The organism is Sutcliffiella horikoshii (genome assembly GCF_044809035.1).
GTDB lineage: Bacteria > Bacillota > Bacilli > Bacillales > Bacillaceae_I > Sutcliffiella_A > Sutcliffiella_A horikoshii_G.
On sequence record NZ_CP085237.1, the window covers coordinates 1,431,731 to 1,447,214 of the forward strand.

15 protein-coding genes and 1 riboswitch are annotated in these 15,484 nt (G+C 40.3%); of the genes, 10 read left to right on the forward strand and 5 right to left on the reverse strand.

All coding sequences use genetic code 11. The features are described from left to right. Nucleotides 1-5: 5 nt before the first annotated feature. The 3 genes from LG307_RS07580 to LG307_RS07590 all read left to right on the forward strand — a co-directional run bounded on the left by LG307_RS07580 (nucleotide 6) and on the right by LG307_RS07590 (nucleotide 3,175). Nucleotides 6-1,253 carry an ABC transporter substrate-binding protein gene (locus tag LG307_RS07580; protein WP_404449490.1) on the forward strand — a complete coding sequence of 416 codons (1,248 nt, stop codon included), beginning with the start codon at nucleotides 6-8 and terminating at the stop codon, nucleotides 1,251-1,253. A gap of 176 nt (nucleotides 1,254-1,429) precedes the next feature. Further along, on the forward strand, nucleotides 1,430-2,335 hold the full coding sequence (locus LG307_RS07585; protein ID WP_404449492.1) for a carbohydrate ABC transporter permease: 906 nt from the start codon (nucleotides 1,430-1,432) through the stop codon (nucleotides 2,333-2,335). Between the two features lie 12 nt (nucleotides 2,336-2,347). After that, nucleotides 2,348-3,175, forward strand: coding sequence for a carbohydrate ABC transporter permease (locus LG307_RS07590; protein WP_404449493.1), 828 nt, complete (start codon nucleotides 2,348-2,350; stop codon nucleotides 3,173-3,175). A 138-nt stretch (nucleotides 3,176-3,313) separates the two neighbouring features. Here LG307_RS07590 and LG307_RS07595 read toward each other — a convergent pair whose 3' ends face one another. Continuing rightward, nucleotides 3,314-3,661, reverse strand: a complete 348-nt coding sequence (locus tag LG307_RS07595; RefSeq protein ID WP_404449495.1) for a DUF3905 domain-containing protein — start codon at nucleotides 3,659-3,661, stop codon at nucleotides 3,314-3,316. 140 nt (nucleotides 3,662-3,801) lie between these two features. On the opposite strand from LG307_RS07595, the gene LG307_RS07600 reads away from it, so the two are divergent. Both LG307_RS07600 and LG307_RS07605 read left to right on the forward strand, forming a co-directional pair. Next, complete coding sequence (locus LG307_RS07600; protein ID WP_010192332.1) at nucleotides 3,802-3,957, forward strand: hypothetical protein; 156 nt, start codon at nucleotides 3,802-3,804, stop codon at nucleotides 3,955-3,957. A 14-nt stretch (nucleotides 3,958-3,971) separates the two neighbouring features. Next, complete coding sequence (locus tag LG307_RS07605; protein WP_404449496.1) at nucleotides 3,972-4,136, forward strand: hypothetical protein; 165 nt, start codon at nucleotides 3,972-3,974, stop codon at nucleotides 4,134-4,136. A gap of 6 nt (nucleotides 4,137-4,142) precedes the next feature. Here the strand turns inward: LG307_RS07605 and LG307_RS07610 are convergent, their stop codons facing one another. Beyond that, nucleotides 4,143-5,906, reverse strand: a complete 1,764-nt coding sequence (locus tag LG307_RS07610) for a B12-binding domain-containing radical SAM protein (RefSeq protein WP_404449497.1) — start codon at nucleotides 5,904-5,906, stop codon at nucleotides 4,143-4,145. A gap of 331 nt (nucleotides 5,907-6,237) precedes the next feature. On the opposite strand from LG307_RS07610, the gene LG307_RS07615 reads away from it, so the two are divergent. From LG307_RS07615 to LG307_RS07625, 3 genes are all read left to right on the forward strand, one after another. Next, the gene (locus LG307_RS07615) at nucleotides 6,238-8,448 is read left to right on the forward strand and encodes a PAS domain S-box protein (RefSeq protein ID WP_404449500.1); all 2,211 of its coding nucleotides are present in this window, start codon (nucleotides 6,238-6,240) and stop codon (nucleotides 8,446-8,448) included. A 30-nt stretch (nucleotides 8,449-8,478) separates the two neighbouring features. Further along, nucleotides 8,479-8,967, forward strand: a complete 489-nt coding sequence (locus LG307_RS07620) for a methylated-DNA--[protein]-cysteine S-methyltransferase (RefSeq protein ID WP_404449502.1) — start codon at nucleotides 8,479-8,481, stop codon at nucleotides 8,965-8,967. A gap of 345 nt (nucleotides 8,968-9,312) precedes the next feature. Beyond that, nucleotides 9,313-9,891 (forward strand): metalloregulator ArsR/SmtB family transcription factor, encoded by a 579-nt coding sequence (locus LG307_RS07625; protein ID WP_404450407.1) that lies wholly within the window; start codon nucleotides 9,313-9,315, stop codon nucleotides 9,889-9,891. 48 nt (nucleotides 9,892-9,939) lie between these two features. Here the strand turns inward: LG307_RS07625 and mtnA are convergent, their stop codons facing one another. Then, the gene (gene mtnA / locus LG307_RS07630; RefSeq protein WP_404450409.1) at nucleotides 9,940-10,992 is read right to left on the reverse strand and encodes an S-methyl-5-thioribose-1-phosphate isomerase; all 1,053 of its coding nucleotides are present in this window, start codon (nucleotides 10,990-10,992) and stop codon (nucleotides 9,940-9,942) included. A gap of 21 nt (nucleotides 10,993-11,013) precedes the next feature. Next, complete coding sequence (gene mtnK / locus LG307_RS07635) at nucleotides 11,014-12,192, reverse strand: S-methyl-5-thioribose kinase (protein WP_404449503.1); 1,179 nt, start codon at nucleotides 12,190-12,192, stop codon at nucleotides 11,014-11,016. Nucleotides 12,193-12,295: 103 nt separating this feature from the next. Continuing rightward, nucleotides 12,296-12,455: riboswitch (SAM riboswitch) on the reverse strand. Nucleotides 12,456-12,775: 320 nt separating this feature from the next. Here mtnK and cspD point away from each other — a divergent pair. Next, entirely contained in the window at nucleotides 12,776-12,973 is a 198-nt protein-coding gene (gene cspD / locus LG307_RS07640) for a cold-shock protein CspD (RefSeq protein WP_010192350.1), read from the forward strand. 427 nt (nucleotides 12,974-13,400) lie between these two features. Here the strand turns inward: cspD and LG307_RS07645 are convergent, their stop codons facing one another. After that, nucleotides 13,401-14,183 (reverse strand): carbon-nitrogen family hydrolase, encoded by a 783-nt coding sequence (locus LG307_RS07645; protein WP_404449505.1) that lies wholly within the window; start codon nucleotides 14,181-14,183, stop codon nucleotides 13,401-13,403. 99 nt (nucleotides 14,184-14,282) lie between these two features. Here LG307_RS07645 and LG307_RS07650 point away from each other — a divergent pair, with 99 nt between their 5' ends. Beyond that, on the forward strand, nucleotides 14,283-15,455 hold the full coding sequence (locus LG307_RS07650) for a pyridoxal phosphate-dependent aminotransferase (protein ID WP_404449507.1): 1,173 nt from the start codon (nucleotides 14,283-14,285) through the stop codon (nucleotides 15,453-15,455). Nucleotides 15,456-15,484: the final 29 nt, after the last annotated feature.

Genomic DNA, 15,484 nt, shown 5'->3' on the forward strand with positions numbered 1-15,484 from the left:
TTAAAATGAAGGCGAAAAAATGGTTGGCAGCATTAGGTGTTACCACAATTCTTGCTGGTGGAGTTTTGTCTGGTTGTAGCGGGGGAAGCAGTGGTTCTTCAGAAGGTTCAGGTGACAATGTTGAAATTACATTGGCCGGGTGGGGTGGAAACCCATCCGAAACACGTTTGCTGAAAGAAGCTTTGGATTCTTTTGAAGAAAAACATCCAAATATCAAAGTGAAACATGAAGTGATTTCCGATCAGTATATGGATGTTATGAAAACACGCTTAATTGGTGGGGAAGCGCCGGATGTATTCTATTTAGATGCTTTCGAAGCTCCTGCTCTTATTGAAACTGGAGTCCTTGAACCTCTTGATGATTATGTAACTGATGAATTTAATGTAGAAGATTTTGAACAGCCGCTTCTTGAAGCCTTTCAAAAGGATGGAGTAACTTATGGATTCCCTAAAGATTATTCCACGCTTGCTTTATTTTACAATAAGAAAATGTTTGAAGAGGCTGGAGTAGAGGTGCCAACAACATGGGATGAGCTTCGTGAAGTATCCAAGGAATTGACAAAAGACGGGGTTGTCGGTCTTGGTGTAGCTCCGGAACTTTCAAGAATGTATTACATCGCTGAATCTCTTGGGGGAGAAGTGGTGAAAGACAATAAAGCAAACTTTGGGGATGAGAAGGTCATTGAAGCGTTACAGCCAATCATCGACCAACGAAATACAGATAAAACTGCTGTACAAGCTACAGATGTAGGAGCAAACTGGGGCGGAGAAATGTTTGGACAAGAAAAAGCGGCTATGGTAATCGAGGGTAACTGGGCAATTCCTTTCCTTGAGGATACATTCCCTAATGTTGAGTATGGTACAGCGGAAATTCCTACTGTAAATGGTAAACAATCGACCATGGCATATACGGTTTCCTACGTAATGAATGCAGCATCTGAGAAAAAGGAAGCCTCGTGGAAGCTGATTGAATATCTAACAGGTCCTGAAGGCATGGAGATCTGGACTTCAAAAGGTTATGCATTACCTACCAGAAAGTCTGTTGCCGAGAAGCTTGGCTTTGATCAGGATGAGAAGCGAGCTGCACTGGTTGCTGGTGCATCTTATGCTACTGTTTGGGCAAATGGTGTAAACCTTCCTACCATCATGAACAATTTTAATAACCAATTTGTTTCAGCTTTCCTGGGGAAGCGTCCACTTGATGAAGCATTAAAAGATGCAGAAGAACAAGCGAACAAGGAAATTGGCGAATAATTGTTAAAATAACAACTAGTTGACTTCATAGGTGCCGGTTTAGCGATTGAGGTGATGACCGGCACCAGGAAGTCGCTACTGACTTCTTTGTGAAGAAGAATGGCAAGATGCTTCTTCTTTAGAAAGAGTTCATGTAGAAAAAGAGGGACTCTTTGAAGGGAAAAGGAGTGAATTTGATGAAGAAAAAACGTACCTACTCAAAACGGTCACTACGAGAAGCATCACAAGGCTATTCTTTCATGGCACCAACTATATTCGTGTTGGCGTTATTCATTATCGGTCCAATTTTATATGCATTTTTCTTATCTTTTCATAAGGTTCAGCTGTTAGGTACAGCAACGTATGAGTTTGTTGGCTTGAGCAACTTTACGAATATCTCTGATGACAGTCGGGCTTTACGTGCACTCTGGAATACTTTTAAGTATGTTATTATCGTGGTTCCCATTCAAACGCTGCTTGCACTTATTTTAGCTGCAACATTAAATGCAGGATTGAAGGGGCAAAGCATTTTTAGAATAGTTTACTTCCTGCCGACTTTGACATCCTCTGCTGTTTTGACCTTGATTTTCATGTGGATGTACAACCAAAATGGGCTGGTAAATGAGATGTTATCGATAGTAGGCCTACCAACCTATAACTGGATGGGAGATCCTAGTGTAGCTTTAATCGCAATAATGATAATGAATATTTGGGCAACGGCACCGTTCTTTATGGTCATCTACCTTGCAGCTTTGCAAGATATCCCAGAATCGTTATACGAAGCGGCAGAACTAGATGGAGCAAATGCATTCAAGAAATTCATCTATATAACTGTGCCGAATTTGCGTCCAGTTACTTCTTTTGTTGTCATCATGGGTTTGATTGGAACATTCCAACTATTTGATCAGTCTTTCATCTTCTCAGGAGGTTCGGGTGGACCGGATAATTCTACGTTGACAGTCGTATTATTGATTTATCAATATGCTTTTAAAAGTCTCGGTACCATGGGGTATGCGGCTTCCATTGCCGTTATGCTTTCCATCGTGATACTATTGGCAACATTATTGCAACGAAAATTTTCAAAAGAAGAATCTCTATATTAAGGAGGCTGCGATATGAAAAAGAAGATTGGCATTGGAAAAGCAATATTGTATGGAATTCTCATTTTATATGCGGTCATCACCCTCGTACCCTTTATTTGGGCAGTCTCTTCTTCCTTTAAGACTTTAGAAGAGATTGTAAGCGGGACAATCAACTTCATACCGAAAAATTTCACATTTGATAATTATAAACAGATTTTCTTGGAACAGGAGTTGTTTCCCCGTTGGCTGTTAAACAGTTTGATTATTGGAGTTGCTGGCACTTCCTTAAACCTGCTATTTAACTCTATGGCTGGATATGCTCTGGCACGCTTAAGTTTCCCAGGACGAAAAACATTGTTTATTATTATCCTTGCAGTCTTAATGATTCCGGCTCAAGTTACGATGATTCCTAACTACTTAATTCTTCGTGAGTTGGGGTGGTTAAACTCATACCAGGGCATGATTGTCCCAGCAATGATCAATGCAACTTTCATTTTCATGATGAGACAGTTCTTTATCAATTTCCCAAAAGAGCTGGAAGAAGCCGCAGAAATGGACGGATTGAGCAGATTTGGTACTTTCTTTAAAATAGTGCTTCCTTTGGCAAAACCGGCACTGGCTGCCCAAGCTATTTTCGTATTTATGGGATTCTGGAATGACTTTATGCGACCGTTGATCATCCTGTCAGATCCTTCAATGTTCACATTGCCACTTGGGCTGAATACATTCAAAGGACAATACATCAGTTATTGGAACTATATCATGGCAGCATCAATGGTGTTTACTTTGCCAGTACTGCTCCTATACGGTTTCTTTAACCGCTACTTCATCAAAGGCATCTCCTTTACAGGGGGGAAATAAAACCAGATACGTTTTGAACACAATAAAAAAGCAGAATGGAAACCGGCAAATTTCCATTCTGCTTTTTGTGTTCCTTCCACATAAGTGCATAAATTCCTTTGGGGGTCTGACCCCTTTTAGTGATTTTTTTGTAATAGTTTAATCCCTGTCATACCCTACATCTTTGTCTGGGTGTGTAAAGGGAAATCCTTGGGGCTTTTTTGATTTTTCTACAAGTTCTCGGTTTTCAGCGGAGTTCCATCCAATATCATTGGTCGGATGGACCCACTGGTCACCGGCCATGATGGCGGGATCGATGTCGTCGCTCCAGTTATTTAAAGGTGATTCCTCGGAATTATATTTACTGTCCCCAATAACCACTCCATGTTCGTTAATAAATGGGGGCTGCATTTTTATATTGGATCCTTTAAAGGAAGGGGAGTTGATTTGATGAGGCATCGTTTCTTCCATGAATGGGACTTCCAATGATTTATCTTTATCAGACATTCATTTCACCTCCGTGGGATGTTAGTTTTAGCATTTCATTAAAGTAAATAAGTATGTACGAACAGACATTTAGTTTTGATTGCTTATGAGGAATGTGAAAAACAACAAAGGGGCAATCTAAATCTACGGAGGTGATTGCATTGGCAAAGAGGAAAGTTGCTCATGATGCAGCGAAAAATAATAACAAAACTCCAAAGGAAAGCTTACCTGATACGGAATTCTCTGCTGAATATCAGAAAGAGGATATGATTCGCGGGGCGAACCGAAATTCTAAACACGGTAGACAAGGAAAATAGGGGGGCTGAATAGAATGGGTAAGAAAAAACAAAAGCAGGCAAATAGTTCGGAGCATGCCATTTCTCGAGACAGTTTAAACGAGGAATTCGGTCCAGAGTTTGGCGATCCAAACGCTGCGAAAGCCTTTGAAAATGCAATAGAGTCCAAGAACCAAAAAAATAAAAAGAAAAACTGTTAGCTGAACTCAGCTAGCAGTTTTTCTTGTTTGAGAACTTACCGGATAGATTTCCGCTTTGTTTGTGTTTTGGTTGAAGTAGACTAATACATAGCTTTCCTCTTCAATTATTTCACCACAGTCAAGGAAATGTGAGAGATCAAACTGAAGGCTCTCAATCATGGTGTGTTTATAAAGTTCTTTTTCATTTAATTGCTGTGCAGCAAATTGATCACCAAGCACCATTGGGGTTTCAATGACTTGCTTGTATATATTGGTTCTCTCTTCTTTTTCGAGACGGTCCTGCCACCAAGGTTTACGAGGTTTGAATTTCTGATGACGCAGGTAATCATACTTCATCATGCTTTCTACCACAGTCAGTGCTTTTGGTCTTTCTTCATGTAAGAACGAATACAGGCGTTTGTACAGGTCTTCTAGCTGATGCCCGATTCTTGCCCATCCTTGTTTATCCCAGTAAGAGCCGAAGTTTTGGAAAAAGTCGAAAGGAGTGTCGAAAACAGAAGTCACAAGGTGTTCGACAGTAGCATCCATACGATGATCATTCCAGTACTTCTCCAGAACGTCTTCCACTTGCTTGATTCGAATGATGTCATCAAAGCTTAGAATGTTATTTCCAAGTATTTCATATGGAGCATGGTTCATATAAATATAGGCATGATCGTTTGAGCGAATCCTTAATCCTGTACCACGCAACATTTTCAAGAACCCGAGTTGAAGCTCTTCAGGTCGAAGTGCAAATACATCATTAAAGGTTTTCTTGAAGGAGTGGTAATCTTCTTCTGGAAGTCCTGCAATCAGGTCTAAATGTTGATCTATTTTACCGCCTTCTTTGACCATCGTGACAGTACGTGACAACTTGGCGAAATTCTGTTTGCGCATGACCAACTCATTTGTCGAATCATTGGTCGATTGTACACCGATCTCAAAACGGAACAGTCCTGCCGGGGCTTCCTGATTCAAGAATTCAATAACTTCCGGTCGCATGATGTCTGCTGTAATTTCAAATTGGAAAACAGTGCCCGGAAGATGCTCGTCAATCAAGAAACGGAACATTTCCATGGCATAGCTTCGGCTGATATTAAAGGTGCGGTCAACGAATTTTATCGTCTTTGCTCCATTGTTCATCAGAAAACGAATGTCCTCTTTTACTTTTTCCCTATCGAAATAGCGAACTCCCACTTCAATGGAAGATAAACAGAATTGACAGCTAAACGGACAGCCCCTGCTTGTCTCAAAATAGGTCACTCTTTTACCAAGTTGCGAGAGGTCCTCTTCAAATCGGTATGGAGATGGAAGTTCTTTTAAATCCACTTTGTTTCGTTGAGGGGATATTTTTTTGTCTTCTCCAACCCGATACGCCAAGCCACTGATGGAATCGAAGTTTTGTTGACCCTCAAGCTCTTGAAGTAGCTGTTTGAAGGTGATTTCTCCTTCCCCGAGTACAATGAAATCAACGTCGGTTAAGCGGTCAAGCCACTCTGACACATCATATGTCACTTCAGGACCACCAAGAACGAGGATAAGGTCTGGTCGAATCTTTTTCAACATGCTCATTACTTTAATTGTTTCTTCTATGTTCCATATATAGCAGCTGAAGCCTATAACATCCGGTTTTCTTTGGATCAAGTCTGAGACAATGTTCATAACGGGATCTTTAATGGTGTATTCAACTAAGTCCACTGTATATTCCGGTTCTGCATAAGCTTTTAGGTAGCGAATGGCAAGGTTGGTATGGATATATTTTGCGTTTAATGTTGCGGCAATTATTTTCATTGTAAATCCATCAAACTCCTAGTGAAAAATTCTATAACTAATATAGTTTATCATAATTAAATACGGTGGGTAACGATTTCCTTTCTATTTTCAAGAGCTAGTAAAACTTTCCTCTCTTCCATTATCAACAGGAAATCTGGAATTATTACAAAATGATTTCTGAAATGACTTTTTTATTGCGTTAAATGTAGAACAAAGGAATTTAGATGGGGGATGTAGAAGATTATATGGTGATTGTTGTTTAATATATTTATTACTCATTACTTGTCGTTTGAATAAGCCTATTATCTTTGCGAAAAGAATCTAAATATATGATAAGTGGGGGAAGGTTATGATCCAACACATGGTGAAGGAAGAGACCAAGAAGTTGGAGGAAGAGATAGGAACTCTGACTGCTAAGCTTCAAAAGCTGGAAAAGGAAAACAGGTTTCTGCAACTTATATTTGAACATGCCAATGATGCCTTAATCTTATTCAATGAAAATGTCGAATTCTTTCAAGTGAACCCAAAAGCATGCGAACTTTTTGAATTGCCAAAAGAGCAACTGTTAGAGAGAAAGTTGCATGATTTCCTTGAGCTGATGCCAAAAGAGGAAGTGGCGTACCAGGAAGCTCAGTTAAACGAATTGGGTGAGTTGAATAATGAGTTAATTGTGCGCTTAGATAACGGAACAATCAAATTCGTTGAGTATTCAGCTGTTCGTAATCCGGATGAAAGTGGCCTGGATATTTGTATCATTCGCGACATAACGGCCAAAAAACAATTGGAAAAAGAATCAAGCAAAAGTAAGCAAATGTATCATGATGTAATAAATAGAGCGGTGGACGGAATTGTCGTCTTTGACAGAGATGGCTTTTTTATTGATGTTAACCCTGCATTCTGTGCCAATTTCGCCATGCCTAAATTAGATCTTTTAAAATCAAAGCTGGATGATTTTGTGGAAGAGGGCTTTCAATATAAGATGACAAAGATTTGGAGCCTTTTAGATAACCATGGCAGGGTTAGGGGAGAATTGCCGGTCGTCCTTCATACAGGTGATCATAAAACTTTCGAAGTGACCATTACCGCCAATATTTATGATGATTACTATTTAGCTATCATGAGAGATGTGACGGAAAAGCGGAATATGGAATTGCAACTTAAGAAAAGTGAAGAGCGATTTAGAGAAATGTTTCAACATGCCCTGGATGCAATTGTATTGGTAGACAATAATGGACACATAAAACGTGCCAATCCGGCTGCAAGCAGAGCATTTGAATTGCCACTTGATGATTTAGTTAAAACCAAACTGCATGAATTTGTCCCTAAAAATGATAAAAGGGTTTTTTCTATAGTAAAACAGTTTGGTGCAAGAGGGGAAATAAGGGAAGAACTTGAGTTCCATATGCCAAATGGACAAAAGAAGCTCCTTGAATTCACAGCGAATAAAGGAATTATTGATGGTTTCAATATGATTATATTTAGAAACGTTAGTGAACGTAGAAAAATGGAGAAAGACTTAAGGGAAAGTGAACAGAAATTTAGAAAGATCTTTAATAATGCGATGGATGGGATACTTCTGTGGGATAACAAATGTAATATCATAGATGCCAATCCCAATGCCAGCAAAATCTTGGGTCTATCAAAAGAGGAATTAATGAACAACTTGCTTCACTGGTACATTCAAAGTGATCAGCTGGCAGAGATACAGCAAAAGTGGAAAGAGTGCCCGGAAACCGAAGAACTAAGTGGAGAAGTATGCTTAGAAGGGGCGTGTGGTGCGCATATCATTGAATACTCTGCAAAGAAAAATGTCATTGAAGGATTGCATATGACAATTTTTCGTAATATAACCGAAAAAAGGGAAATGGAAGATCAGCTGAGAAAATCTGATACCCTTACCGTTGTGGGAGAGTTGGCTGCGGGAATTGCACATGAGATACGGAACCCGATGACAGCGTTAAAAGGTTTTATCCAGCTATTACAAAACAGCATGAAAGAAGACCAATATGCTATGTATTTTGATGTGATCACCTCTGAATTAAAGAGAATAGAATCCATCATTACAGAATTTCTCGTATTGGCTAAGCCGCAGGCGATATCCTACCAAAGAAAAAATGTAACGGTGATCATGAAGGAAACGCTTGATCTTTTAAGTGCCCAAGCGTCTCTTGAGAATGTTCAATTTACCACTTCCATTGAAGAAGGGTTGCCGGATATTTATTGTGAACCAAATCAGTTAAAACAAGTATTTATCAATATATTAAAAAATGCGATAGAAGTGATGGCAAAAGGCGGTACTGTGTCTGTGGACCTTGAAAAAGTGGAAGAGGAGCAAGTTCTCATATCAATCAAGGATGAAGGAACCGGTATACCAGAAGATAAGTTGAAAAAGCTGGGAGAACCTTTTTATACGACAAAGGAACGTGGAACAGGCCTTGGGCTTATGGTAAGCTATAAAATTGTAGAGGAACACAATGGTACCATTGAAGTCAGCAGTGAACTTGGCAAAGGTACGACCTTCCATATAAGATTGCCGATAGGTTCTCCGACCGTCCATTAAGTCGAACAAGAAGAAAGAGGGTAACTAGAAATGTATCAGTACAGTAGCGTCTCAACTCCAATAGGTACTATATATGTCATATGTCATGAAGAACATCTAGTTAGAATGGAGTTTGATAATGAATTTCTTCAGGAAGTCAAGGATGGGGATCTTTATGTGTATGCTCCTGAAGATCCACTATGTGAGATGGTCACTTCCCAGCTTAAAGAATATTTTGCCGGTAGCCGTTCCACATTTGAGGTACCTTACAACTTAAAAGGTACTCCTTTTCAAAAGGAAGTCTGGAACGCGTTGAGCAACATTCCATATGGAGAAGTGGTATGCTATCAAGATATAGCCGTAAATATTAATAGGCCGTTAGCAGTTAGGGCGATCGGACAAGCCAACCGTAGAAATCCTTTGCCTATTGTCATACCATGCCACCGGGTAATCGGCAAAAATAAAGAGTTGGTAGGCTATGCAGGGGATAAAATCGGGATGAAAGAAGAGCTGTTAAAACTAGAAGGCGTTCTGGTATAGGGGTTTAAAAGAATATAGCGGAATCTTAGTACGGTAGCGATTATGCTGTCGTATTTTTTTGTGCTCCTTTAGTGGTAAGCATGTATCAATCTTTCGTTTTCTTCATATAATTTACTAAAACTAAAAAAGTTGCTCAAGGGCAAAAAAATATTGGAGATGAATAAATTGGGTAAAAATAATAAACTCATTTTTTATACAGAGGTCTTAACGAAACTAAATATCATTAGTACGGAAGAAAAAGGATCTATTTTAAAGAAAGAAAAGAAAAAGGGTTGATTTCACCACTCGGTTAGATTATCATCTAATTAGATGTACATCTAATCGGAGGTAAAGGAGTGGATTAACCTGCAACTGGATAAACTCGTCAACTATTATAAAGTCATGGGGGATACGAATAGAATCAAATTGCTTGTCTTGTTATCTACCGAAGAACCGCTAAGTGGACAAGAATTAGCAGGAAGATTAGGGGTAAAGCCTCCGACGATCTCCCATCATATTGCGAAGCTAAAAGAAATAAGTGCAGTGTACGAAAGAAGAGATAAAAACACGGTCTATTATTATTTGAATCAAAAGGCGTTAAGGCAACATAGTGAAGGTCTTTTTATCGTGTTAGAAAGAAGCGGAAAAGGGGAGAGGACGATGGAAGAGCAAAAGGAAAGAGAGCAAACCTTGCAGAACTTCCTTGCCAAAGATGGAAAATTAAAGACTATTCCGGCGCAAAGGAAGAAAAAGTTAATCACATTCGAACATATCTTAAGAGACTTGGAAATGGGTAAAAAGTATAGTGAAAAGGAAATTAATGAGCACATTAAACAATTTCACGAAGACTTTGCAACCATCCGACGAGAGTTCATCATCAACCATTACATGTACCGTGAAGCAGGCATATACGAACTGAACCCAACAGAAATGTGGGCGAAATAAGAGGAAATAATAAAGATCCCTAAGCACTCTGTACTTAGGGATCTTTGTTTACTTATCTTCAAAAAGTGTTGGAATTACTTTGGTGTAATCGCCCCTGATAATGCCTTTTTCTGTAATGATGGCGGTGATCAGCTCATTTGGAGTTACATCAAATGCTGGGTTAAAAACAGAAATGTCGTCAGGAGCTATTTGCTTTCCTTCGAGATGGGTCACTTCCTCAGGACTTCTCTCCTCAATTTCAATTTCCTTTCCTGTCTCCTTCAACAAATCGAAAGTTGATAGAGGTGCAGCTACATAAAAAGGTATACCAAATGCTTTAGCCAGAATAGCAAGCCCGTAGGTACCGATTTTGTTGGCTGTGTCACCGTTAGCAGTGATTCTGTCAGCTCCGACGATAACAGCAGATATCTCCTTTGTCTTAATGGTATGTGCAGCCATATTATCGGTAATCAGGGTTACATCCACTCCAGATTGTTGAAGCTCCCAGGCAGTCAAACGGGATCCTTGCAGGACTGGTCTTGTTTCGCAGGCGAAGACACTGATTGGAAACTCTTTTTCTTTTGCCAGATGAAAAGGTGCCAATGCTGTGCCATAGCGGGCTGTGGCAATGGACCCTGCATTACAGATGGTCAGCAGTTTATCGTTTTTATGAAATAAGGAAAGTGCATGCTCTCCGATGAGTCTGCATGTCGCTTCATCTTCCAGCTGGATTTGAATCGCTTCATGAAGAAGGTTTGTTTTCACTTCATTTACGGAAGAAGCCTGTAATGACACCTGTATGAGTCGGTCGATAGCCCAAAAAAGATTCACAGCTGTTGGACGAGAAGTGGCCAGGTAGTCCCGGTCTTTTTTTAATTGTGTTTGAAAATCACCTAAATTCAACGTTTCATAAGAATTTGCTGCAAGGACAAGTCCATATGCTGCTGTAATTCCAATAGCTGGTGCTCCCCTAACTTTCAGTGTGACAATGGCATCATACACGTCATCAATGTGATGCAAATCAATGAATACGGTCTCTTGAGGTAACTTTTGTTGATCTAATAATCGAATATAATAATCTTTCCACTCCACGGCAAGTGGAAGGTTGGTAGTGGTTGTCATCAATTATCCATTCCCTTTTGCTTATTTTTCAAGTAGTAATTCTACATCTTGTATATTACGGATGTTTGTTGCGTTTTTAATTAGTGTTTGCCCTAGAAAAAGAGCTTGTTGCTTCACTGAGATTCTTCGTTCATGTGGTTTGATCTTATCAAGGTCGGCTACATGTGCCAAACCAATGGTCCGGCGAATGAGCTCACATCCGGCAAAACCAATGGAATCTGTAAAGACTTTTGTCAGGATATAATCTAAATAGCCTGGAGTTTGAGTGAAATATTCCACACTCTCTGTCTTCCATAAGTCAGAGAAAGTGACAGTGAACTCCTCCCAAACTTGATATAGATGGGAAGTGACATTAGATCTTTGACTTCCTTCTCTTGTAATGGCTTGTATGAGGATGTTGGCAAAGAACTGACCGATATCAAAACCGATCGGACCGAAAAAAGCAAACTCTGGGTCAATGACTTTGGTATCAATGTCATTGGCAAAGATGCTTCCTGTGTGAAGGTCCCCGTGTAAAAGTGCTTCCCCGCTCGTTAAGAATGTGTTTTTTAATTTTGCCACTTCTAGCTTTAATTCCGCGTCATTCCAAATACCTTCTACCGAGCCAAGCAATTCAGGCTCATATTCGTTGGTTTCACTATCAAAGAAAGGATCGGTGAATACTAGATCCTCCGTAATCTTACAAAGCTCAGGATTAGCAAATGCCTGCTGAAGCTTTTTCTTTTCTTGTTGATTCAATCCGAAATCAGAAGTGTAAAACAGGGTTTTGGCCAGATATTCCCCGATATGCTTGGATAGAAGCGGGAAGTCCTTGCCATCTAGAAAACCATTTCGGACAATCTCCAAATGAGACAGGTCTTCCATGATCGTAATCGCTAATGTCTCGTTTGTATAGTAAACTTTCGGAACAAGGTTAGGTACCAATGTGGCAGCATTCTTCAGGTAATTTCCTTCTATCGTTGCCCTGTGAAGGGTTAGGGGCCAACTTTCACCTACCACTTTTGCATATGGTAAGGCTTGCTTAATGATGATGCCAGTATTATTTTCGTCTCTAATATGAAAAACAAGGTTTAAATTTCCATCCCCGATTTCACGGCAATGCAGGAGTGCACCCTCTTTGAAAAATTGAAGGTTTTTTGCTAACGAGACAGCCGTCGATTCTGTTAGCGGCTCATATTCAGTAGTTGCTGTGATTGTCATATTTATTACCCCCATGTCAAATTTAAAATGAGCGGGGCAGTTATTTAGTCGAAAATAAAAGCCCCTTTCCATAAGAAAGAGGCTTGAAGAGTAGACTTCTCCCCTCTTATCTGCCAGAAATAACTTCTGCTGGAATTAGCACCGTGCCTTATGAACAATAATGTTCGGCGTCCACAAATGTGTTACGCCCTGTTTCTCAACAGTATTACGGTCGGTTGCTGGGTTTCATCGGGCCAAATCCCTCCACCTGCTCTTGATAAGAGATCACAATCGATTAATTGTGAATGTATGAAATTGTTTGAAAATTATTGCTTGATGAAAATAATACCAAGGTGCCGGGAAAAAAGTCAATAAGTTTTTTGAAAAATTTTTATTATGAGTAAGTATCAGACTGTTTGGAAAATTAAACGGAATTGTATGAATTGTTTGGTTAAAACCTTGAAAAAATGATAGTCACCTGTTATTATTAAACTATTATTTTTGTTCGGAAATATGGAAAGTCAGAAACACGGTTTCGTCTTGAAATGTTGGAAAGAGCAAGAATAGTAATATTTACGTGGGTTAACCACAAGGAGGAACAAACATGTTACAAGGTAAAGTAAAATGGTTCAATGCAGAAAAAGGTTTTGGATTCATTGAAGTTGAAGGACAAGACGACGTATTCGTACACTTCTCCGCAATCCAAGGCGAAGGTTTCAAAACTTTAGAAGAAGGCCAAGAAGTATCTTTTGAAATCGTTGAAGGTGCTCGTGGACCTCAAGCTGCTAACGTTACAAAATAATGCTAGCCAAATAGAAAAGGACTCCAATGCGGAGTCCTTTTTGTTGTGAAAGAGTGAAAGAATGAGAGAATCTATAATACAGTTGATTTCCGTTCCAGGCGCTTCGCTTGCCTGCGGGCGGTCCGTGAGCCTCCTCAGGCTTCGCCTTCCGGGGTCTCACCTGTCCCTTCCTCCCGCGGGCGTCTACGCGCCTTCCACTCCAATCAACAAAGTGACTTCAGTCACCTAAGGTTAATGAAAAACCTCTTAAATTAATAAAGTAATTTCTAGCTGTGGATTGGAGCAAATGGTGAAGACTCCAGCGGGGGAGTAACGATAGGTTGAGACCCCGCAACGAAGTGAGGAGGCTCAAGCATCGTCCCGCGGAAAGCGCAACCATTTGCGGAAAGTAACAGCGGTAATTAACCAATCAACTTAAGATTATAATTTAATAGTATTGCGGTCTGCGGTCTTCGAAGATCGGGATTCTTTTTCTTACTTCTTCCACTTTCTCCAAATCTATCTCGGCAGTAATGATCTCTTCGGTTTCTCCTGCTTCCGCCAAAATCTCCCCCCAAGGGTCAATAATCATTGAATGTCCGGCAAAAGCATTTTTCGGATCGGCACCTGAACGGTTGCACGCAATGACATAGCATTGATTCTCAATGGCCCGTGCGATTAGAAGGGAACGCCAATGGTCAACCCTTGCCAATGGCCACTCAGCAACGACAAAGATCGCCTTTGCCTCTTTGGTGGTGTGTGCACGTATCCATTCTGGAAAACGAATATCATAACAAATGAACCCCGCACAAGTTTCTCCGTCAAGCTCAAACATGCCATCTGTTTTTCCAGGTTGAAGGAAGTGATGCTCGTCCATTAAGCGAAAAAGGTGCAATTTGCTGTATTCGCCGGCAACTTCCCCTTCTTTGTTGACAGTAATCATCGTGTTATAAATTCCTTTGTTCGTTTTTTTAGCGACAGAACCACCAACAATGTGAGCTTTAAGTTCTTTGGCAGCGGACTTTAAAAATTTGGTCGTAACAAACCCTCCGGAATCTGCAATTTTATCAAGGCGGCCAAGGTCATAGCCTGTGGACCAAAGTTCTGGAAGGACGATAATATCTGGACGATCTTTGCCTGCTACTGTCAACAGTTCACATACTTTTTCTATATTGGCTTCGGGGTCACCGAAGGCTACATCAAACTGGATACAAGCTATTTTCCATTTCATGGGTCTATCCCTCCGCATTAAAAAATACTTTACAAGTTGAATCTAACAATATATGATTTGTGACTAGGATTTCAAGAATTTTTTAAGTAGGTGAAAAAGGTGAAACACTTCAAACAATCTGAATTATTAAATACACTGCCTAAACAGTTCTTTGCTTCCTTGGTTGAAAAAGTAGGTAAGGTCGTGGCTCAAGGCCATGATGTGATTAATCTCGGCCAAGGAAACCCTGATCAGCCGACCCCTGAGCATATTGTAAAATCGTTACAGGATGCTGCGGGGAAACCGGACCATCATAAATATTCTCCCTTTCAGGGTCATCAATTTTTCAAAGAAGCCATTGCAACTTTTTATAAACGAGAATACTATGTTGACATAAATCCAGATCGTGAAGTAGCCATTTTGTTTGGGGGCAAGGCGGGACTTGTGGAGATTCCCCAATGTTTATTGAATGAAGGGGATACCGTCCTTGTCCCAGACCCTGGTTATCCTGATTATTGGTCTGGTGTGGCATTGGCTAAAGCGAACATGGAATACATGCCGTTAAAAGAAGTATATCATTTTTTACCAAACTATGAAGATATCAATCCGGAAGTTTTGGAAGCGGCTAAACTAATGTTCCTCAATTATCCCAATAATCCGACAGGAGCTGTGGCGAATTCTGCATTTTTCAAGGAAACCGTGGAACTTGCCAATGCCCATGATATTTGTGTTGTACATGACTTTGCCTATGGTGCTATCGGGTTTGATGGTAAAAAACCGCTCAGCTTCTTGCAGACCCCTGGTGCGAAGGATGTCGGCATTGAAATTTACACTTTGTCGAAAACTTTTAATATGGCTGGCTGGCGTGTGGGCTTTGCAGTGGGGAATGAAAGTGTGATTAAAGCAATCAATCTTTTGCAGGACCATATGTATGTGAGTATTTTTGGCGGTATCCAAGAAGCAGCTGCCACAGCATTGTTAGACAAGCAGACATGTGTCCAAGAGCTGGTGGAACTCTATGAGGAAAGAAGGAATGTCCTTATTCAGGGGTTACAGGGAATTGGTTGGGAAGTTAATGCACCCAAAGGATCCTTTTTTGCATGGCTAAAAGTGCCGGAAGGGTTTACTTCCGCGGAGTTTGCGGACAAGCTTCTTGAAGAGGCGCACGTTGTCGTAGCGCCAGGTATTGGTTTTGGAGCCCATGGTGAGGGATATGTTCGGGTTGGCTTGTTAACCAGTACTGAAAGATTACAAGAAGCAGTTCAACGAATCAGAGAGTTAAAGATTTTCTGAATAGTCTGTTGACATAAAGGCAGAATGAT